Source organism: Arthrobacter sp. zg-Y844 (genome assembly GCF_024385465.1).
Lineage (GTDB): Bacteria > Actinomycetota > Actinomycetes > Actinomycetales > Micrococcaceae > Arthrobacter_B.
Map to the genome: position 1 here is coordinate 226635 of NZ_JANFLS010000001.1, position 18646 is coordinate 245280.

Genomic DNA, 18646 nt, shown 5'->3' on the forward strand with positions numbered 1-18646 from the left:
ACTTAGCTCTGACCCGCTTTGTATCCGACACCGCGCACCGTCAATACAATCTCGGGTGCTTCGGGGTCGCGTTCAATCTTTGAGCGGAGCCTCTGCACATGCACATTCACCAGCCGCGTGTCGGCGGCGTGGCGGTACCCCCAGACCTGTTCGAGCAGCATCTCGCGGGTGAAAACCTGCCAGGGCTTGCGTGCCAGTGCCACGAGCAGGTCGAATTCCAGCGGCGTGAGGGAAACACTGTCGCTGCCCCGGGTCACGGAATGGCCCGCAACATCAATGGAGACTTCGCCGATCCGCAGGGTCTCCGGCGATTTCTGGTCGCCCGGGCGCAGCCGGGCACGCACGCGCGCCACCAGTTCGGCGGGCTTGAAGGGCTTGGGCACATAATCGTCGGCGCCGGATTCGAGGCCGCGCACGACGTCGGACGTGTCGGACTTGGCGGTGAGCATCACGATGGGGGTGTCGGACTCGCTGCGGATCTGCCGGCACACTTCGATGCCGTCGATGCCGGGAAGCATCAGGTCCAGCAGCACCAGGTCCGGCTTGCTGTTGCGGAACACTTCAAGTGCGGAGGAACCGTCGGCACAGAACACCGGTTCAAACCCGTCGTTGCGCAGCACGATACCGATCATTTCGGCGAGTGCTTCGTCGTCGTCTACGACCAGTATGCGTGCCTTCATAGCTCCCTGTTTCCGCTGCTTGACTCACGCGCCGCTGCGCGCCCGGAGCAGCATCGACTGCCGCTCCCCCGGCGTTAAAGCCGACTAGGTTAATCCCTATCATCCTAAGGGACACATTTCCCGCCACGGCTCGCCGGGTGCTGTTTGGGCGGAGCGTCACTATAGTCGAGGTAAATAGACGCTAGTGCCTGCGGGGGAACGGCTGAGGATGAGCGAGCAAGAACACAACAACCGAAACAACAGCGGCCCGGACAGCGGACAGCAAACCACGGCGCAGAACGACGGCGCCCGGGGGCCTGTGCCCGGAATACCGCAACCGCCCGTAAACCCGTGGGCGCAACAGGCTCCAGCGCCACCCGGAATACCTCAGCCGCCGGTAAACCCGTGGGCGCAGCAGCAGGGTAATGCGTGGACACAGCCACCCGCCGCACCGGGGTACGCGCCCCCGGCATCCGCCTGGGAGCAGCCCAATCCCTACCGGGGCGGCCCCCTCCCCCAGCCCGGCTACACGCCGCCGCCCAAACCGGGCATCATTCCCCTGCGTCCCCTGGGACTGGGTGAAATCCTGGACGGCGCGTTCCAGGCGTGCCGCCGCAACGCGTTGGCCGCCTTCGGCAACGCGTTTGTAGTCCAGGCCGTCATAACGCTGCTGGTTGTCGGATTGGGTGCGGGCTTCTTCGTCTCCGTAGACGGGTGGCTGCAGAGCGGATCGGCGAGCGGAGAAGTCACAGGGCCGGTCCTGGGGACGGTCGTCGGGGCGGTTTCGACCCTCGGCGGCCTCTCCCTGGCCGGGGTACTGATTGTCCAGGGGCTCCTGGTCCTTCCGGTGGTGCGGTCCATCCTTAACCTGCGGACCGGCTTCGGCCAGGTCTGGCGGCTGGCCCGCGGATCGCTCGGTCCGCTTGCCGGCCTCGCCTTACTGATGCTGGCCGGTGCCGCCGTGGGCGTCACGGTCCTCGCCGTGCTGGCTTACCTGATCATCGATACTCTTGGTGCAGCCGGGCTGCTCGTGGTGATACCGGCCCTGTTCGCGGTGGTTGCCGCGGTGGTGTGGGTCTCGGTGAAACTCTCCCTCGCACCGGCAGCACTGGTATTGGAAGGTATCGGTGTCTTTCCTGCGATTCGGCGGTCCTGGCGCCTCACCGGGCGCAACTGGTGGCGCACCTTCGGGATCATGGCCCTGACGAGCCTGATCGTCAATGTCCTGTCCCAGGTCCTTACGGTCCCGCTCTCCTTCGCCGCGAGCATGCTCACCCTGACGGACAGCACCGTCCTCATCGGTGTCAGCGTTGTCCTGATCTTCGCCTTCTCCCTGCTCCTGACCGCGGTGGCCTGCGGCTTCCAAAGTGCCGTCACAGCCCTGCTGTATGTCGACCTCCGCATCCGCCGGGAAGGCTTCGACCTTGCCTTGATGAAGGATCAGGAGAATCCGCAGGCACAGGATTCCGACTTCCTGCCCGGCCGGAATGCCGTGCCCATGGCCCGGAACACGCCGCATGGTCCCCCTGCGGGCATGAAGTAGACATGCCGTCCACAGCACGCCCATGGTTCGGCGCCGCCGGGGAAGCCCCGATCGAGCCCGATGCAGACCAGGCGCGGGACTGGGCGCGCGAAGAGTTGTCCAAGCGCGTGTACGAAGAAGCCCAACCCGGCCTGCTCGACCGGTTCTGGGCACGGGTCGGCAAGTGGCTGAACGAGTTGTTCGAGGATGCGGACGGGCTCGGCGCGGGTCCCGGAGTCCTGATACTGGTCCTGGCCGCCGTCGTGCTGGTGGCCGTCGCCATTCTCGTGATTCGCCCCCGGTTGAATGCGTCCGTGAAAAAGCAGACCGGGGTCTTCGCCCGCGACGTCGTGGAACGGGCAACCGACCACCGTATCCGCGCGGAGCAGGCCGCCGCGGAGCACCGCTGGAATGATGCCCTTGCCGAGTCTTTCCGCGCGATGGTCCGCTCGGCGGAGGAACGGGTCATCTTCGATGCCCGGCCGGCCCGAACGGCCGCCGAAGCCGGTACCCGGCTGGCCGCCGCCTTCCCGGACCACCGCCCCGGGATCACCTGGATCCAGCAGCGGTTCGATGAGGTGCTCTACGGGAAGGCGGTTGCCGCGGAACCGGATTACGGACGCGCAGCCGCCCTTGATACGGCTTTGGAAGCAGCCCGGCCGGCAACTCCGGCATCGGCTGAACCGCCGTCGCTGGCGGTGCCGAAGTGAGCCGGGCCGCCAGTGAAGCGGCGCCCGCCGGCAGCATTGAAGCCAGCGGCGGCAATGAGGAGCCCGGGCAGCCCCGGAGCCGCGGCAGGTTCACGGCCTGGCTGCGCCGGCACCGGGTCCCGCTTCTGCTTCTGCTGCTGCTCTGCGCAGTTGTGATTGCTTCTGTCTGGGGACGCGCTGACCACGACACCGCTGCGCTCTCCCCCGCCAACCCTGCCCCGGACGGAGCCATGGCTGCCGCCGAAATCCTGGCGGACCGGGGAGTGGACGTACAGCACCACCAGACGATGGCGGAAGCGCTGGCCGCCCTTGAGGATAATCCCGGGGCGACGTTGCTGTTCCTTGACCCCTCGGGCTTCCTCACCGGTGAACAACGCCGGGACCTCGCCGACGCTGCCGGCCGGGTAGTGCTCGTGGAACCGTCCTTTGAGCAACTGGCGGATTTCGCCCCCGAGATCCGTTCCGCCGGGCTCCTTCCCGAGGATCCCGAACGTCACCGGCTCGACGCCGGCTGCAGCAACCGGGATGCCGAGGCAGCCGGCGCCGTTGAAGCCGGCGGGAAAACCTACCGCGGTCCGGTCACCTGTTTCCCGGCTCCCGGCAGCCAGGGCACCGACGCCGCGGGTTCCTACGCGGCCACCACGAGCGGATCCGCCGTGGTGCTTGGCAGCGCCGACCTGATCGCCAACGAAAGCGTCGCACGCGAGGGCAACGCCGCACTGGCCTTTCGAACGCTCGGCGCGGACGACACACTGGTCTGGTACCAGGCCGGCCCCTTCGACGTTCCCCCTTCGGAAGCGCCCGCCGATCCCTTCTCCCTACTGCCCGCATGGGTGAATCCGCTCCTGTTCTGGCTCCTGCTGGTCGCCTGCGCGGCTGCGTTCTGGCGGGGCCGCAGGCTCGGCCCGCTGATGGAGGAACCCCTGCCCGTTATCGTCCATGCGGCCGAGACCGCTGAGGGCCGGGCCCGCCTGTACCAGGACAGCCAGGCTGTGGCCCATGCGGCCGCCACCCTGCGTGCGGCGGCCTTGACGCGGCTGGCGGCACACCTGCGGGTGGGCCCGGGAGCCGGCGTTGACACGGTCACGCGTGCGACGGCGAACGCATCCGGCCGCAGCTATTCCGAGACCGACCATCTGCTCAACCAGCGACTGCCCGGAACCGGCGCGGAACTCGTGCGCTGGGCCCGGGACCTGAAAGACCTAGAGGAAGAGGCCACTTCATCATGAGCCAGCAGTACGAGCCCTACGCCCCCGCAGCCTCCGGAGCCGCCAACGGCACCGCGCCGGCGCCTCCCCCGTCCCCGGGAGAGGACCCTGTGCGGGAAGCCCTGGCGCAGGTCCGGCGTGAGGTTGCCAAGGCGGTGGTGGGGCAGGACGCAGCCGTGACGGGCTTGATCATTGCCCTGCTGGCCAAGGGGCATGTGCTCCTGGAGGGGGTGCCCGGCGTAGCCAAGACGCTGCTGGTACGAAGCCTTTCCGCGGCACTGGACCTGGACACCAAGCGCGTCCAGTTCACCCCCGACCTCATGCCCGGCGATGTCACCGGCTCGCTGATCTACGACAACCGTTCCTCCGGGTTCTCCTTCCGGGAGGGACCGGTGTTCACCAACATCCTGCTCGCGGACGAAATCAACCGCACGCCGCCCAAGACCCAGGCGTCCCTGCTGGAAGCCATGGAAGAACGCCAGGTAACCGTGGACGGTGCCACCCGTCCCCTGCCCGAACCGTTCATTGTTGCGGCAACGCAGAATCCGGTGGAGTACGAGGGAACGTACCCGCTCCCCGAAGCCCAGCTGGACCGGTTCCTGCTCAAGATGACCCTTGACCTGCCCGGCCGGGAGGACGAGATCGAAGTGATCCGCCGGCACAGCGGCGGCTTCGATCCGCGGAACCTCGCCGCGGCCGGTGTCCGGCCGGTCGCCTCGGCCCGGGACCTGGAACTGGCACGCGAGGCAGTGGCCAGGGTGACCGTTGCGCCTGAGGTCCTCGCCTACATCGTGGACCTCGTCCGGGCGACGCGGTCGGCGCCGTCGTTCCAGCTCGGGGTGTCCCCCCGCGGAGCCACGGCCCTCCTGAATACTGCCCGGGCCTGGGCCTGGCTCTCGGGGCGGGCCTTCGTGACTCCCGACGACGTCAAGGCACTCACCCTTCCCGCCCTGCGGCACCGTGTGGCGCTTCGGCCCGAGGCCCAGATGGACGGGGTCAATGTGGACGATGTGCTGGGAAGCATCCTCGCCACAGTGCCGGTTCCCCGGTAGCGCCGATGGCTGTTTCGGGCCGCTTTGTCCTGCTGGCACTCCTGGGATCCGTACCCGTGGTGCTTTATCCCGGTGCCGCCTCGATCCTGCTCTGGCTGGCTTTCCTGGCTGCCGCTGCCGGATTGGACCTGCTGCTGGCTGCCCCCGTGCGGCGGCTCCGCGTGGAGCGGCGCCTGCCGGACAGCGTGCGGCTGAGCGAAACGACGGCAGGAACCCTGGTGGTCCGCAATGACGCCAAGGCCCGGCTGCGGGCTGTGGTCCGGGACGGCTGGCAGCCTTCCGCCGGTGCCCGCAACCCGCAGCAGCGTCTGGCCGTTCCGGCCGGTGAAGCCCGGGCCATGGACGTGGTGCTGGAACCTGCCCGCCGCGGGATCCTGAAAAGCGGACATGTGGCGGTCCGCAGTTTCGGGCCTTTCGGACTCGCGGCCCGCCAGCGGACGCTGCCTGTGCCCGGAGAAATCCGGGTGCTTCCTCCCTTCCATGCCAAGCGGCACCTGCCCTCGAAACTGCGCAGGCTGAGGGAGCTGGACGGGAACGCCTCGGTACAGCTGCGCGGGGCCGGGACCGAATTCGACTCGCTGCGCGAATATGTGCGGGGCGACGACGTCCGCTCCATTGACTGGCGTGCCACCGCCCGGCGGCAGGACACCGTGGTGCGGACCTGGCGGCCCGAACGCGACCGCCGGGTGGTCATTGCCCTGGACACCTCCCGGACGTCCGCCGCCCGGATCGAAGACGAACCCCGCCTGGACACCGGCATTGAAGCTACCCTGCTCCTGGCCGTGCTTGCCCGCAGCGGCGGCGACCGGGTGGACTTCCTGGCCTTCGACCGGCGGATCCGGGCGCGCGTGGACTCCGGCGGCAAGGAAAACCTGCTGAGCCGGCTCGTCACTGCCGCGGCACCGCTGGAACCGGAACTCATCGAAGCGGACTTCTCCCTGCTGCCCGGAGCCGTGCACGCCGTGTCCGCCCGCCGTTCCCTGGTCGTCCTGATCACCGCACTGGATTCCGGAGCTGTCGAGGAGGGGCTGGTGCAGGTCCTGCCCCGGCTGCTGGAAAAGCATGTGGTGGTGGTTGCCTCCGTGCGGGATCCCGGCCTGGACGAGCTGCGTTCCGGCGGAGGCACAACGCCGGCAGTCTTCCGTGCCGCGGCAGCCGAGCGGGCGCTCCTCGATCGGGCTGCGGTCAGCGCGCAGCTGCGGTCGATGGGAGCGGAAGTGGTGGATGAGCCGCCGCACGAGCTGGCTCCGAAACTTGCTGATATGTATCTCCGCCTCAAGGCCACCGGAAGGCTGTAGCCGTGGACTCGGTGTACCAGCAGGTCCTCGGAGCAGGGTTCCTTCGCCTGCAGCCCCAGCTGCAGGCGTATTTCAGCCTCGGCCCGGACGCCGGCCGGTTCGGTGAAGGAACCGGCGTCTTTCTCCGCGCCGGTTGCCCGCGGCCCTGGCTGCGTCCGCTGCTGCCGCTGGTTCCGGTGTCCAACGCCTTTTTCCCGGAGTACGGGACCTCCGTCCCCTTCTCCATCCGCAACTATCCGCACCGCGACCCGTGGGGCCGGCCGGCGCTGACTGCGGTCCGCCGCTTTGACTTCCCGGGCCGGCAGCGGACCTTCGAGGACACCACGGTGCTGACCGGGCCCGGGGTCCTGACGGACTATCTGGGCCGCCGCCGCAACCTGGCCACGAACCTGCTGCTGCGGGTTTCGGACGACGGCCACCTGCACATGGATTCCCCGGGAAGCCGGCTGTTCCTCGGTCCGCTGCGGCTGCCCCTGCCGGACTTCGCCGGTGCCGACGCGCAGGTGGAACAGTGGTGGGACGAACAGCAGGACCGGTTCCGGATCCGCACCCGGGTCATCCAGCGGCAGGTCGGCACGGTATTCGAGTACGACGGCGCGTTCAGCTACGCCAGCCGCGATTTCGACGGCGGCCTGCCTGCCGACGTCGAACCGGCACGCTGGGAGCGCCGGACCTAGGTCCGCGCGGACCCGTCCCCGGCAGGTTTACCCCTCGGCTACCACCTGGTTCAATGCCGACGCAGTCTGCGTGAGGCGGGCCAGGACTTTCCGCGCCGCCTCCGGTGAAATATCGGCCAGCCCGGCGGCAGGTGCCAGGCGAAGCGCCGGCAGGTCCTGTTGCGGGAGCCCCAGTTTCCGCCACGGCCGCAGCACCCGTTCCACCAGGTCGGTGACCTGGGGCAGTGCGGCTCCGTCCGCGGGAACCGGAAGGATGCCCAGCCAGATCCGGCGTCCGCCTTCAACGGCTTCGGCGATGCCTTCCCAGTCGCGGGCGTCCAGCCCGTCGGCTGCGAGGGCCGCGCCCTGCGCTCCGGCGCCGACGGCGAGCTCGAACGGTGACCGGGCGCCGGGCCGCAGCGGTCCGAATGCCTCCGCACGGGGCAGGGTGAAGACAGTATCCGCGCCGACGGCTTCGATTGCCTCGCGGACCTGCTGCCAGGCGCTGGATACCTCCGAAGACGGTACGGAACGCAGTGTGCGGTAGCCGCTGGCGGTGGGGATCCCGCCGGCAAGGACGGCGGCGGCGTCAGGCTCGTCGACCTGCACCGTGATCCGTGCGCCCGGTGCCGACGACGACGCGCGGGCCACATAGTCGCCCACTCCGGCAGTGAAGGACTGGAGGATGTCCCGGCGGGCACCGGCGTCGGACAACGCCCGCTCGCCGTTGTGCAGATAAAGGTTCGCGGCAAGCGAGAGCGGTCCGCGGACGGAGATCTTCAACGCCTCGCCTGTGCGTTCTTCGGCTCCGACGACGTCGGCAAGTGCGTTCAGGTCCTGGGTCAGCAGGGACACCGCGCGGCGGTGGTCCTTGCCCGGGCGCTCCACCAGGCGCCAGCCGTGCGGCTGGACATCCACGAAAAGGTCCACAAGCAGGGCGGCACTCCGTCCGAGCGCGTCGGCCCCCGGCCCGCGCTGCGGCAGTTCAACCAGGAAGGGCAGGTGCGGGTCGCCCAGCTCGCCTCGGACTACCCGGCTCGATTCGACCGGATCGGTCCCCGGCCAGCTGCCGAGCGCCGTCGCCGTAACCATGCCGTTTCGTGCTTCGGGTCGGGCGGGCTGCTCCGGAGGAACTGCTTCCCCGCGCCGGTCCTCAGGCCTCCGGGACATCTGTTCCGCCGTTGCGGGTCTGGGAGATTGCCTGATGGTGGCGGATCACTTCGCTGATGATGAAGTTCAGGAATTTCTCCGCGAAGGCGGGGTCCAGATGGGCGTCTGCGGCCAGGCGGCGCAGGCGTGCAATCTGGGCCACTTCCCGTCCCGGGTCCGCCGGCGGCAAGTGGTGCTCCGCCTTCAGATGGCCCACCCGCTGGGTCGCCTTGAAGCGTTCGGCAAGAAGGTACACGAGAGTGGCGTCGATGTTGTCGATGCTGCTGCGCATGGCAAGCAGCTCTTCCATGACATCCTCGGCGACCTTCCCGGAGAGGGAACTTGCCCGCGGATCGAACTCATGGTCCGGTGATTCGCTCATTGGTCCTGTCTGGCTCATTGGACCAGTTTAGGTGGAGCGGCTCCCGGCCCGGAGCAGATTACGCCCGGCTTCGGCGAGGCGCTGCGCCGGTACCGGGAATCGGCCGTGAAACCAGGGCTTTAGGAAACCGCTGCGGGGTCCCATTCAAGGGAACGTGCCGAGTCGATGGTCGCCTGTCCCAGCACTCGGGTTCCCTGGTAAAGCACCATGGACTGGCCGGGGGCAACCCCGCGCATGGGTTCGACCAGCCGGACCACAAGCTCTTCACATGTTGCACCGGTGGCCTCGTCGGCTACGTCTTCCATCCAGCCGGTGGCTGCCACGGGGTCGCCGTGGGCGCGGACCTGGACCTTGCAGTCGAAGGTGGTCCGGGCGGCGATCTCGGGGATCGGCAGTCCGGCCCAGGAAATCTTGATGCCGCGCATCTGGTCGATGTTCAGCAGCTGCTCGGGTCCGACCACGACCTTGTTTTCCTTCGGCCGGATTTCCAGGACGAAGCGGGGCTTGCCGTCCGCGGCGGGCGTGCCGAGCTTCAGTCCGCGCCGCTGGCCCACGGTGAACGCGTTCGCGCCGGGGTGGGTGCCGAGCTTCTCCCCCGTCTCATCGACGATGTCGCCCTCGGTCATGTTGATGCGCTCTTCGAGCCAGCCGCGGGTATCACCGTCGGGAATGAAGCAGATGTCGTGGCTGTCGGGCTTGTTCGCCACGGACAGGCCGCGGCGTTCGGCTTCGGCCCGCACTTCGGCCTTGGACGGGGTTTCGGCCAGCGGGAACATGCAGTGGCGCAGCTGCTCCTCCGTGAGCACGCCCAGGACGTAGGACTGGTCCTTGGCCCAGTCAGCGGCACGGTGCAGCTCCGGGTTGCCCTCGGTGTTCGTGATCACCTTGGCGTAGTGGCCGGTGCAGACGGCGTCGAAGCCCAGCGCGAGCGCCTTTTCCAGCAGCGCGGCGAACTTGATCCGTTCGTTGCAGCGCATGCAGGGATTGGGTGTGCGTCCGGCGGCGTATTCGGCCACGAAGTCGTCCACGACGTCTTCCTTGAACCGCTCGGAGAAGTCCCAGACGTAGTACGGAATGCCGAGGATGTCGCAGGCGCGCCAGGCGTCGCGGGAGTCTTCGATGGTGCAGCAGCCGCGGCTGCCGGTGCGCAGGGTGCCCGGCATCCGGGACAGCGCAAGGTGGACGCCGACGACGTCGTGCCCGGCCTCCACTGCCCGTGCCGCGGCCACGGCGGAATCGACTCCGCCACTCATTGCTGCCAAAACCTTCATGAAGTAAAACCTGTTCCTGCTGTTTGGATGCTGCTTACGTGTCCGGCCATGCCGGCCTTCTTGGCCCGCTCATATGCTTCGGGAAGTGCCTGCAACAAAGTGTCAACGTCTTCGGCGGTGGTTGTATGCCCGAGGCTGAACCGTTGGGCACCGCGGGCCTCGGTTTCGGTCAGTCCCATCGCCAGGAGTACGTGTGAAGGCCGCGGGACGCCGGCTGTGCAGGCAGACCCGGTTGAGGACTCCACTCCGGCCAAATCCAGCAGGAAAAGCAGTGAATCGCCTTCGCAGCCGGGGAAGGTGAAGTGGGCGTTGCCCGGCAGCCGGCGTCCGCCGCCGTCGTCGTCCCGCGCGCCCCGCAGGACTGCCTCCGGAATGGCCCGCTCGACGCCGGTGATGAGGTAGTCGCGGAGCGTGCGCAGGCGTTCGGCCTCGTCCGTCAGGTGCTCGGCGGCGTCCTGCGCTGCCGCAGCGAACGCTGCTATTCCCGCGGTGTCCAAGGTGCCGGAGCGGATGTCCCGTTCCTGTCCGCCGCCGTGCTGGACGGGCGTGAGCTTGACGGCACGGCCAACAACCAGTGCACCCACTCCCACCGGGCCACCGATCTTGTGGGCGCTGAGGGCCATCGTGTCCAGGCCGGCGGATCGGAAGCCGATCGGCAGCGCACCGAAAGCCTGGACCGCATCCGAATGGACCGGGACGCCGTATTCGTGGGCCAGGGAGGCGATGGCCCGGATGTCCTGGACGGTCCCGACCTCGTTGTTTGCCCACATAGCGGTGAGCAGCGCTGTGCTGTCTGCGTTGGCTTCGAGTTCGCGTCGGATGGCGTCGAGGGAAATGACGCCCTCGTGATCCACCGGGATCCACACCGGCACCGCGCCTTCATGTTTCTCCAGCCATTCGACGGCGTCCAGCACGGCATGGTGTTCGATGCCGGAGACCAGGATGCGGTTGCGTACCGGGTCGGCATCGCGCCGGGCCCAGAAAAGACCCTTGACGGCCAGGTTGTCCGCTTCGGTACCGCCGGAGGTGAAAATGATCTCCGAGGGATGGCAGCCTGCGGCGACGGCCAGGACTTCCCTGGAGTCCTCTACGACCATCCGGGCACGTCGGCCCGAACCGTGCAGGGACGAAGGGTTGCCGCTGCGGCTGAGTTCTGAGGTGAGTGCGGCGAGGGCCGAAGCCGAAATCGGCGTGGTCGCCGCGTGATCTAGATACACGGGCACCAACCAATTCTAGCGGTCATGGCGGCTCCTGCCGATTCGGGCGGCTGGGACTTTCCTGACGTTTCCCGCGGCGTGTCCGGTCCCGCTCCGCAACAGTTTCCTGACCGGCACCGGTCCGTCGCAGCACCCGGTGCTATTGAGGACGCAGGCTGTCCTCAATAGGGACCACTATTACGTCATGTGGGATACAGCATCGCGCTCATTCGAGGTCCTTCGAAAACTGCAGCGGAGGGGTTTCGTTGCGGGCGAGACCCTGGCTTTCGATTTCGGGGTGTCAACCCGCACCATCCGCCGCGACGTGGCACGGCTGCGCGACCTGGGGTACCCGATCGAGACGCGCCTGGGTATCGACGGCGGCTACTCGCTGGAACCCGGCACGGTGCTCCCGCCGATTTTCCTCAGCATGGATGAAGCGTTGGCCTGCACCCTCGCACTCCGCCGGTGGAACGAGGCGGCTGAACCGCACTTGGCGGCCGGCGCGCTGCAGAAGGTCCTCGCCTCAATGCCGAAACGCGTGCAGTGGATCATGACGGCCCTCGACCAGGCAGCAGTCGATCTCGAAATCGACGGCCTCAGGGAACCGGAGCCGGCCCCGGTCGACGTCTGCGTGCTCGGGGAATTAGCCCGGGCCTGTGTCCTGCACCGCCGCGCGGAGTTCCTGCACGCGCAGCACAACGGGAAGGAGGAGATGCGCACAGCCGATTCATTCGCCTTGGTCAACACGGTCCGCCGCTGGTATTTCGTGGCCTTCGACCTGGACCGGGACGAATGGCGCACCTACCGGGTCGACCGGATCTCCACCGTGACGGTGACCGGAGCGCCGGTCCGCGAGCGCGTCTTCCCCGGCACAGGTGTCGAGGCATGGGTGACTCAGCAGCTCCGCACCGGCTGGCAGCAGGTCACGGCCACTGTACGGGTCCACGCCCCGCTGGAGGCCGTGAGCCGGTGGGTGGCGCCGGCGTGGGGAACCGTCGAAGACGACGGCGCGGGGTCCGTTATTGTGCGGGCAGGAGCGGACAGCTACGACGCGATCGCCCGCTGGCTCCTCCTGGTGCAGGCGGACATCGACGTCATCGAGCCTGCGGAGCTGCGCGAAGCATTCGGACGCGTAGCCGCCCGCGCCGCCCGCTCGGCCACGGGGTGAGCGGGAACCGCGGTTTGCCCTTTACCGAAGCGGACGGAAGAAGTCGGAGAGATCGTCCATAAGCAGGGCGGGCTCTTCGAGGGCGGCGAAGTGTCCGCCACGGTCGGTGATGTCGGTCCACCGCGTGATCGTATTCTCCTGCTCGGCATAGCGGCGGATACCGACGTCGTGGGCAAACATGATGACGCCGGTAGGCACACCCGACGGCTCCCTGCGGGCTCCCCATGCCGATTGCTGGGCGTAGCCGATAAACGCAGCCGTTCCTGCGGAACCGGTGATCCAGTACAGCATGACGTTCGTCAGGATGCGCTCGAGGTCAATGACCGTCTCCGGGAGGGCTTTGTCCGGGAAAGTCCACTTCTGGAACTTGTCCAGGATCCAGGCGAGCAGGCCGGCCGGGGAATCGACCAGGGCTGCGGCTATCGTCTGCGGTCTCGTCGACTGGATCGCGATGTACCCGTATTCGTCCTGCAGGAAACGCTGCACCCGGCTTGCCGATCAAGCTCCAGGGGGGTAAACGCGGCGAGATCATCGCTGGTGGGTGTCTGCAGCGGCATGCCTATCGACCCGTTGACGTGGACACCCACCACGTTGCGTGGAGCGGCACGTCCGACGTCGGGCGAGACCGCCGCGCCGATATCTCCCCCGTGTGCCCCGTACCGGCGGTAGCCCAGCCGGCCCATGAGCGTTGCCCAGGCGCGGCCGATGCGCGCCGTGTCCCAACCTGCCTCGGTCACGGGGGTAGAGAACCCGAACCCCGGGAGTGAGGGAATCACCAGGTCGAAAGCATCCACAGTGTCCCGTCCGTGCGCGGCCGGGTCGGTGAGCGGGCCGATCAGATCCAGGAACTCGACGAAGGAACCGGGGCAGCCGTGGGTGAGGAGGAGCGGCAACGCGCCCTCGGCCTTCGAGCGGATGTGGAGGAAGTGGATCTGCTGGCCGTCGATGACAGTGGTGAACTGGGGCAGCCCGTTCAGGGCAGCTGCATGCAACGCCCAGTCGTATTCATCGGCCCAGTACGCAACCACGCGTTCGAGGTAGCCGGACGGGACACCCGTTGCCCATTCTTCCCCTGGCAGTGCGGGCGCGAACCGCGTTCCCCGGAGCCTGTGGCTGAGCCGGCCTACCAGAGCCGGGTCGATCGGGATGCTGAAGGGCTGGATCTGCTCATTCACGGGTTCCTCCGCCTGTCGTAGGTCGGGGACAGCTCCCCGATGTACGCCGACGATACGGATCCCGCAGGACACACACTGTCCTCCTCTGCCCCGGCGCGGAAAATTCATCGTCCCGGATACCCCTTCCCCCGCCCAGGCTGCGGTGCAGGGACGACCGGTAGACTTGCCTCACGCAGCCGGACCAGCCGCCCGAGAGGAACCGCTTTGAGCCCGTCAGACCCGACGCTCTATGAGGTTTTAGGCCTGACCCGCGCGGCATCGGCGGTCGAAATCAAGACCGCGTACCGGAAGGCAGCCCGGAACGCCCATCCGGACCAGGGCGGCACGAGCGAGAGCTTCCACCGGGTCACGGAAGCATACCGGGTGCTCTCCGATCCGCGGCGAAAGGCCGCGTACGATCGCCGGTTCGGCCAGGGCACGGACGCCGGCAGCACCCGTGCCGCTGCCGGCAGCAGCTCCGGCAGCCCGTCCAGCCGGGCCGCGGGAACCGGGTCCGCCCCCGAACGGACCACGGCAGACCTGGACCGGCCGCCGGTGTTTGTCCCGGATTTCTCCCCGAAGAATCCTCCCCTCATCCCCTTGGTCCTGGCCGGACAGCAGGTCCACGGCGCACCGCGCCGTCCGGGTTTCTTCTCGCGGATCGGCTCCAACGCCGCGGGACGCTTCGAGGCCGAAAACCGGACCATCCACCTGCTGGAACGCGAATTGCTGGAGGACTACCCGGCCGCGCGCCTGGTCAACGGCCTCCACATTCCGGACACGGGACCGCGCGGCGGCAACCTCGATGTCAGCCACGTGCTGCTGGGCGGCTACCGCATGGCAGTCCTGGGTTCGCTGATGGCCTCGCCCGGCAACTACCGGTGGGACGGACAGCATCTGCTGCACCGCGGCCGGGAGGTGTCCACCCTGCGGCTGGCCGATGCGGTGCGCACCCTCCAGTCCCGCTTTCCGGAGTGCAATGCCACGGGCTGGCTTGTCCTCCACAGCCCTAACGGGAATCCCTTCGAGCCCATCGTCGATTACCCGCCGAGGCTGAGCCGCTCAGCGCCCGCGACCCTGCATGTCGCCAATCCCGGCGGCCTGCTGCGGGAGCTGCGGAGGTTCTTTGCCGAAGGCCCCCAGCCGAACACCGTCCAGCTGCCGGTGCTGGCGCCGTTGATCGACGCGACCACCCGTTGACTGATGCGTTGGGGCCCCGGTGGCGGGCATAGGATGTATTCGTGTTCCGTATCCTCTTCCATTCCCCTGAAATCCCCGGCAACACCGGAAATGCCATTCGCCTTGCCGCCATCACGGGGGCCGAGCTCCACCTGGTTGAGCCCCTCGGCTTCAGCCTGGAGGATTCCAAACTCCGGCGCGCAGGCCTGGATTACCACGACCTCGCCGTCCTGCATGTCCATGCGAGCCTGCAGGATGCCTGGGACGCCCTGAAACCCGAGCGAGTATATGCCTTCACCTCGGACGGTGACACTTCCTACACGGATATCGAGTATCGTGCCGGAGACGTCCTGATGTTCGGCCGCGAGTCGGTCGGGCTTTCGGACGAGGTGAAGAAGGACCCGCATGTCACCGCCCGGGTACGGCTGCCCATGCTGCCCACCCTGCGCTCCCTGAACCTGGCGAACTCCGCCTCCATAGCCGTTTACGAAGCCTGGCGCCAGCACGGCTTCGCCGGCGCCCAGCTCTAGCGAAGGATTCTTCCCATGCCTGAACTCCACATCGGCAACGCGTTCGACGACGGCGCCGCCGACTTCGAGCGGCTCGCGCCGTCGCTCTGGAATCCCATGGGAAATGCGCTCGTGGCCGCGGCGGACATCACGCTCGGCAACCGGGTCCTGGACGCAGGCTGCGGCACCGGTGCATCCACTATCCCGGCCGCGCAGTTCGCCGGTCCCGACGGCGTCGTCGACGGGGTGGACCTCAGTGCAGGGATGCTGGCCCTGACCCAGGCCAAGGCAGACACGCTCTCGCTCAACAACGTCCACCTTGCACAGGCCGACCTCACCTCGTGGCAGGCGGAGGAACCCTACGACGCGGTGGTCTGCGCCTACTCCCTGTTCTTCGTTCCGGACATGGACGCCGGCGCCGCCCACCTCGTGTCGCTGCTTCGCAGCGGCGGGCGCTTCGCCCTCAGCACGTGGGCCGAAGGTTCCTGGGAGCCCTTCAGGGAGCTGCTGTGGAAAGCCTGCCTGCAGGAACGGCCCGACCTTGACGCCCTCCCCCAGTCGGGAGCCGAAAACGTCCAGCGGCTCCAGACCCCGGAGCAGCTCACGTCTTGGCTCGAGTCCCTGGGCCTGACCGAAATCACCGTGGCCCCCACGCCGGGACAGGTCCAGCTCAGTCCGTCCCTCGCCTGGTCGCTGGTGCTCGGCGGCGGTTACCGGATGCTGCTGCCCGAAGATCCGGCGGCCGTGGACCGGGTCCGGACCGCGTTCCTGGCCGAACTCGGTGACGACTTCGCACTGAATACCGACACCCTGATCGCCACGGCTGTCCGCCCGTAGCCAGCCAACGGCAGGGACGGCGGGCAGGACAGCAGGCAGTAGCTGCGGCAGCTAGAATCCGGCGATGGTCTCCGGGGTGTTCACGCCTACGGCGTGGAAGGTTTCCGCGCTGACGCCCTCGGCCAGGCCGTGCCGGCGGGCGTTGTCCTGCAGGAACCGCCGGACCGAGGCGTCCATGCCCTCGATGTCCGGATGCTGGCTCGCATGGACCCGGATGGCGGCAAGCTTAACGTCTACCGTGGAACTGACATCCACGGCAGTGTTCTCCCGCTCCCGCGGCGCCCCGTAAAACCACAGCCACGGCACCTTGTACGCTTCCAGCCCCTGCTCCGCGAGCTCCGGATAGGCGAAGGGATTCTCGGCGGCCGGGTACACGGCGCGAGTCACTATTTCACCGCAGGCCAGGTGGTCGGGATGGCTGGCCTGGAGGCGGTCCCAGTTCCGTTCGGGGTGCATGGACAGCACGACGTCGGGACGCACGCGCCGGATCTGCTCCACCACGCGGGCGATCACCGAGTGGTTGGCTTCCAAGTAGCCGTCCCGCTCCCCCAGGAACACAATGTCCTGCACTCCCACCTGCCGGGCCGCTTCCCGCTGTTCCCCGCTCCGCAGGGCGCTGACGCCGGAGCGGTCTGTTGGGTCGAAGCCGCCGGCATCACCGGAGGTCATGATGCAGTAGGTGATTTCGGTACCCTCGCGTGCCCAGCGGGCCAGCGTGCCGGCGGCACCGAAATCGATGTCGTCCGGATGGGCTGCGAAGGCCAGGGCCCGTGCGGGAGCCGACGTCGGGAACATATCAGGCCCTGCGCTTCCGGATCTCTTCGGCGGCCTGGGGCAGCACTGAGAACACATCGCCGACAATGCCGAAGTCCGCGATCTCGAACACCGGTGCATCGGCGTCCTTGTTGACCGCGACGATCACCTTGGCGGTCTGCATACCGGCCTTTTGCTGGATGGCGCCGGAGATGCCGGCGGAAATGTACAACTGCGGGGAGACGGTCTTGCCGGTCTGTCCCACCTGGGCGGAATGTTCAATCCAGCCTGCGTCCGTGGCCGCACGGGACGCGCCCACCGCTCCGCCGAGGAGGTCAGCGAGTTCCTCCACGGGACCGAAGTTCCCGTCCATGCCGCGTCCGCCCGCAACGATCACCCGTGCCTCGGCCAGTTCGGGACGTCCGCTCACGCGCTTGCCGGAGCGGCCGGTGACCCGTGCGGCAGGGCCGGTTTCCGAGAGCGGAACCTCGACCCGCTGCGGAGCCGGGGCTGACGGCTCGGCCGGTGCGGGCTCGACGCTGTTGGCCTTCACGGTGATGATGGGCGTACCGGTGCGTACCCGGCAGGTCGAGGTGTAGGACCCGGCGAGCACCGACTTGGTGACGGCGAGGTCCGGCGCCACCGCAACGGCGTCAGTGATGACTCCGGAGCCGAGCTTGATTCCGGCGCGGGCTGCAATCTCGCGGTCCTCGAAGGAGTTGCCCAGCAGGATCGCGGCGGGCTGCTCGCTCTTGGCGGCGTCCGCCAGGAAGGCAGCCTTCGCGGCCACCAGGACGGTGTCCAGTTCCCCGGCCGGCTCATAGACCTTCACGGCGCCGTGGGAGGCAAGTGCGTCGAGCATGGCCGGATCCACCCGGTGGGCGGCAGCTACCGCGGGTTCGCCCACCGTGCCGGCAAGGGTCAGCAGTTCGCGGGCGGCCCGCGGCAGGGGCAGGGCTGGGACATCGAGAAAAACCAGGACGGACGCCATGGTGCGCTCCTTAGGACGTAGGCGGCGGCGCCTGCGAAGCGCCGGTTTCAAGCAGGAGAAGTCTTAGATCAGTTTCTGGGCGGCAAGGTAGTCCACCAGCTGCACGCCGGCGGTGCCGTCGTCGGTGATGATGGTTCCCTGCGAGCGCGGCGGCCGCGGAGCGGAGGCGGCTACTGCCGTCCAGGCGCCGTCGTGCCCCACCTGGGCCGGGTCCACTCCGATTTCGGCGAGTGTCAGCACCGTAACGGGTTTCTTCTTCGCGGCCATGATGCCCTTGAAGTTCGGATAGCGGGGGCTGTTGGCCTGGTCCGTAACCGATACCAGGGCCGGCAGCGGTGCCTCAACGGTTTCGGTGAAGGAGTCGCCGTCGCGGCGCGCCTTCACAACCGGGGCGCCGTCGACGTCCACTACGTCGAGTTCGGAAGCAAAGGTCACCTGTGCCAGCTGCAGCCTTTCGGCGAGCTGCGCGGGAACCAGGGAGGTTTCGCCGTCCGTGGAGGCCATGCCCGTGATGACCAGGTCGACCGGGCCCTGGGACTCAGCGATGGTGCGTACCGCAGCGGCAAGGGCCAGCGAGGTGCCGGCTGCATCGGAACCGGCCAGGGCGTCGTCGGCCAGGTGGACGCCTGCATAGGCGCCGATCTGCAGGGACTTCTTCACCGCGTTCACTGCTGCCGCCGGGCCCATGGCCAGGGCAGTCACCCGGTTCCCGGCGCTCTCGCCGCCGCGGGCCTCGGCCAGCTGCAGTGCTGCCTCAAGGGCGTACTCGTCCAGTTCGGAGAGGATGCTCTCGGCACGGTTCAAGGTATGCCCGGGACCCGTGAGGTGCCGGTCAAACTGCGCGTCGGGGACATGCTTTACCAAGACAACAATGTTCAGCGGATGGGTGGCTGACTCCTGCATTCCGGCCTTTCCGGTAGGAAAATCGTTTCCCGGCGGCCTGGAGATC

Annotated in this window: 20 protein-coding genes; 10 read left to right on the forward strand and 10 right to left on the reverse strand. The window is 68.0% G+C overall.

What is annotated here, in order from left to right; genetic code table 11:
* Positions 1 to 2 precede the first annotated feature (2 nt).
* Positions 3 to 680 (reverse strand): MtrAB system response regulator MtrA, encoded by a 678-nt coding sequence (gene mtrA / locus NNX35_RS01005; protein ID WP_227918371.1) that lies wholly within the window; start codon positions 678 to 680, stop codon positions 3 to 5.
* 208 nt (positions 681 to 888) lie between these two features.
* On the opposite strand from mtrA, the gene NNX35_RS01010 reads away from it, so the two are divergent.
* The 6 genes from NNX35_RS01010 to NNX35_RS01035 are packed head-to-tail and all read left to right on the forward strand — an operon-like array spanning position 889 to position 7126.
* On the forward strand, positions 889 to 2202 hold the full coding sequence (locus NNX35_RS01010; protein ID WP_255866751.1) for a hypothetical protein: 1314 nt from the start codon (positions 889 to 891) through the stop codon (positions 2200 to 2202).
* A gap of 2 nt (positions 2203 to 2204) precedes the next feature.
* Entirely contained in the window at positions 2205 to 2891 is a 687-nt protein-coding gene (locus NNX35_RS01015; protein ID WP_255866752.1) for a DUF4129 domain-containing protein, read from the forward strand.
* Positions 2888 to 4120 carry a DUF4350 domain-containing protein gene (locus tag NNX35_RS01020; RefSeq protein WP_255866753.1) on the forward strand — a complete coding sequence of 411 codons (1233 nt, stop codon included), beginning with the start codon at positions 2888 to 2890 and terminating at the stop codon, positions 4118 to 4120. Before NNX35_RS01015 ends, NNX35_RS01020 begins: the two co-directional genes overlap by 4 nt.
* Entirely contained in the window at positions 4117 to 5151 is a 1035-nt protein-coding gene (locus NNX35_RS01025; RefSeq protein ID WP_255866754.1) for a MoxR family ATPase, read from the forward strand. Before NNX35_RS01020 ends, NNX35_RS01025 begins: the two co-directional genes overlap by 4 nt.
* Before the next feature lie 5 nt (positions 5152 to 5156).
* The gene (locus NNX35_RS01030; protein WP_255764735.1) at positions 5157 to 6449 is read left to right on the forward strand and encodes a DUF58 domain-containing protein; all 1293 of its coding nucleotides are present in this window, start codon (positions 5157 to 5159) and stop codon (positions 6447 to 6449) included.
* Positions 6450 to 6451: 2 nt separating this feature from the next.
* A complete protein-coding gene (locus NNX35_RS01035) occupies positions 6452 to 7126 on the forward strand; it encodes a DUF4166 domain-containing protein (RefSeq protein WP_255866755.1) in 675 nt (224 codons plus the stop codon).
* A gap of 27 nt (positions 7127 to 7153) precedes the next feature.
* Here the strand turns inward: NNX35_RS01035 and NNX35_RS01040 are convergent, their stop codons facing one another.
* From NNX35_RS01040 to NNX35_RS01055, 4 genes are all read right to left on the reverse strand, one after another.
* Complete coding sequence (locus tag NNX35_RS01040; RefSeq protein ID WP_255764737.1) at positions 7154 to 8197, reverse strand: hypothetical protein; 1044 nt, start codon at positions 8195 to 8197, stop codon at positions 7154 to 7156.
* A 61-nt stretch (positions 8198 to 8258) separates the two neighbouring features.
* Entirely contained in the window at positions 8259 to 8636 is a 378-nt protein-coding gene (locus tag NNX35_RS01045) for a chorismate mutase (protein WP_255764738.1), read from the reverse strand.
* A 119-nt stretch (positions 8637 to 8755) separates the two neighbouring features.
* Positions 8756 to 9907 (reverse strand): tRNA 2-thiouridine(34) synthase MnmA, encoded by a 1152-nt coding sequence (gene mnmA, locus NNX35_RS01050; protein ID WP_255866756.1) that lies wholly within the window; start codon positions 9905 to 9907, stop codon positions 8756 to 8758.
* Positions 9904 to 11130, reverse strand: a complete 1227-nt coding sequence (locus NNX35_RS01055) for a cysteine desulfurase family protein (RefSeq protein WP_255866757.1) — start codon at positions 11128 to 11130, stop codon at positions 9904 to 9906. The genes mnmA and NNX35_RS01055 overlap by 4 nt, the downstream gene beginning before the upstream one ends.
* Before the next feature lie 178 nt (positions 11131 to 11308).
* Between NNX35_RS01055 and NNX35_RS01060 the strand changes: the two genes are divergently transcribed.
* A complete protein-coding gene (locus tag NNX35_RS01060) occupies positions 11309 to 12274 on the forward strand; it encodes a YafY family protein (protein ID WP_255866758.1) in 966 nt (321 codons plus the stop codon).
* 21 nt (positions 12275 to 12295) lie between these two features.
* On the opposite strand, the gene NNX35_RS01065 is transcribed toward NNX35_RS01060, so the two are convergent.
* Both NNX35_RS01065 and NNX35_RS01070 read right to left on the reverse strand, forming a co-directional pair.
* Positions 12296 to 12760 carry a hypothetical protein gene (locus NNX35_RS01065; RefSeq protein WP_255866759.1) on the reverse strand — a complete coding sequence of 155 codons (465 nt, stop codon included), beginning with the start codon at positions 12758 to 12760 and terminating at the stop codon, positions 12296 to 12298.
* Complete coding sequence (locus NNX35_RS01070; protein WP_255866760.1) at positions 12694 to 13449, reverse strand: epoxide hydrolase; 756 nt, start codon at positions 13447 to 13449, stop codon at positions 12694 to 12696. The genes NNX35_RS01065 and NNX35_RS01070 overlap by 67 nt, the downstream gene beginning before the upstream one ends.
* A gap of 204 nt (positions 13450 to 13653) precedes the next feature.
* On the opposite strand from NNX35_RS01070, the gene NNX35_RS01075 reads away from it, so the two are divergent.
* The 3 genes from NNX35_RS01075 to NNX35_RS01085 are packed head-to-tail and all read left to right on the forward strand — an operon-like array spanning position 13654 to position 15953.
* Positions 13654 to 14628 carry a J domain-containing protein gene (locus NNX35_RS01075; protein WP_255866761.1) on the forward strand — a complete coding sequence of 325 codons (975 nt, stop codon included), beginning with the start codon at positions 13654 to 13656 and terminating at the stop codon, positions 14626 to 14628.
* 41 nt (positions 14629 to 14669) lie between these two features.
* Positions 14670 to 15137, forward strand: coding sequence for a tRNA (cytidine(34)-2'-O)-methyltransferase (locus NNX35_RS01080; RefSeq protein WP_255764744.1), 468 nt, complete (start codon positions 14670 to 14672; stop codon positions 15135 to 15137).
* Positions 15138 to 15152: 15 nt separating this feature from the next.
* Complete coding sequence (locus NNX35_RS01085) at positions 15153 to 15953, forward strand: class I SAM-dependent methyltransferase (protein WP_255866762.1); 801 nt, start codon at positions 15153 to 15155, stop codon at positions 15951 to 15953.
* Between the two features lie 51 nt (positions 15954 to 16004).
* On the opposite strand, the gene NNX35_RS01090 is transcribed toward NNX35_RS01085, so the two are convergent.
* The 3 genes from NNX35_RS01090 to NNX35_RS01100 all read right to left on the reverse strand — a co-directional run bounded on the left by NNX35_RS01090 (position 16005) and on the right by NNX35_RS01100 (position 18600).
* Complete coding sequence (locus tag NNX35_RS01090; protein ID WP_255866763.1) at positions 16005 to 16748, reverse strand: PIG-L deacetylase family protein; 744 nt, start codon at positions 16746 to 16748, stop codon at positions 16005 to 16007.
* Position 16749: 1 nt separating this feature from the next.
* Entirely contained in the window at positions 16750 to 17697 is a 948-nt protein-coding gene (locus tag NNX35_RS01095; protein ID WP_255866764.1) for an electron transfer flavoprotein subunit alpha/FixB family protein, read from the reverse strand.
* Between the two features lie 63 nt (positions 17698 to 17760).
* Positions 17761 to 18600 (reverse strand): electron transfer flavoprotein subunit beta/FixA family protein, encoded by an 840-nt coding sequence (locus tag NNX35_RS01100; protein WP_227918386.1) that lies wholly within the window; start codon positions 18598 to 18600, stop codon positions 17761 to 17763.
* Positions 18601 to 18646 lie beyond the last annotated feature (46 nt).

Bases quoted from the DNA above. Each gene is read 5' to 3' on its own strand.
- NNX35_RS01040 (WP_255764737.1), bottom strand. From the start codon at position 8,197: ATGGTTACGGCGACGGCGCTCGGCAGCTGGCCGGGGACCGATCCGGTC.
- NNX35_RS01025 (WP_255866754.1), top strand. From the start codon at position 4,117: ATGAGCCAGCAGTACGAGCCCTACGCCCCCGCAGCCTCCGGAGCCGCC.
- mnmA (WP_255866756.1), bottom strand. From the start codon at position 9,907: ATGAAGGTTTTGGCAGCAATGAGTGGCGGAGTCGATTCCGCCGTGGCC.
- NNX35_RS01015 (WP_255866752.1), top strand. From the start codon at position 2,205: ATGCCGTCCACAGCACGCCCATGGTTCGGCGCCGCCGGGGAAGCCCCG.
- NNX35_RS01085 (WP_255866762.1), top strand. From the start codon at position 15,153: ATGCCTGAACTCCACATCGGCAACGCGTTCGACGACGGCGCCGCCGAC.
- NNX35_RS01060 (WP_255866758.1), top strand. From the start codon at position 11,309: ATGTGGGATACAGCATCGCGCTCATTCGAGGTCCTTCGAAAACTGCAG.
- NNX35_RS01100 (WP_227918386.1), bottom strand. From the start codon at position 18,600: ATGCAGGAGTCAGCCACCCATCCGCTGAACATTGTTGTCTTGGTAAAG.
- NNX35_RS01045 (WP_255764738.1), bottom strand. From the start codon at position 8,636: ATGAGCGAATCACCGGACCATGAGTTCGATCCGCGGGCAAGTTCCCTC.
- NNX35_RS01010 (WP_255866751.1), top strand. From the start codon at position 889: ATGAGCGAGCAAGAACACAACAACCGAAACAACAGCGGCCCGGACAGC.
- NNX35_RS01030 (WP_255764735.1), top strand. From the start codon at position 5,157: ATGGCTGTTTCGGGCCGCTTTGTCCTGCTGGCACTCCTGGGATCCGTA.
- NNX35_RS01095 (WP_255866764.1), bottom strand. From the start codon at position 17,697: ATGGCGTCCGTCCTGGTTTTTCTCGATGTCCCAGCCCTGCCCCTGCCG.
- mtrA (WP_227918371.1), bottom strand. From the start codon at position 680: ATGAAGGCACGCATACTGGTCGTAGACGACGACGAAGCACTCGCCGAA.
- NNX35_RS01090 (WP_255866763.1), bottom strand. From the start codon at position 16,748: ATGTTCCCGACGTCGGCTCCCGCACGGGCCCTGGCCTTCGCAGCCCAT.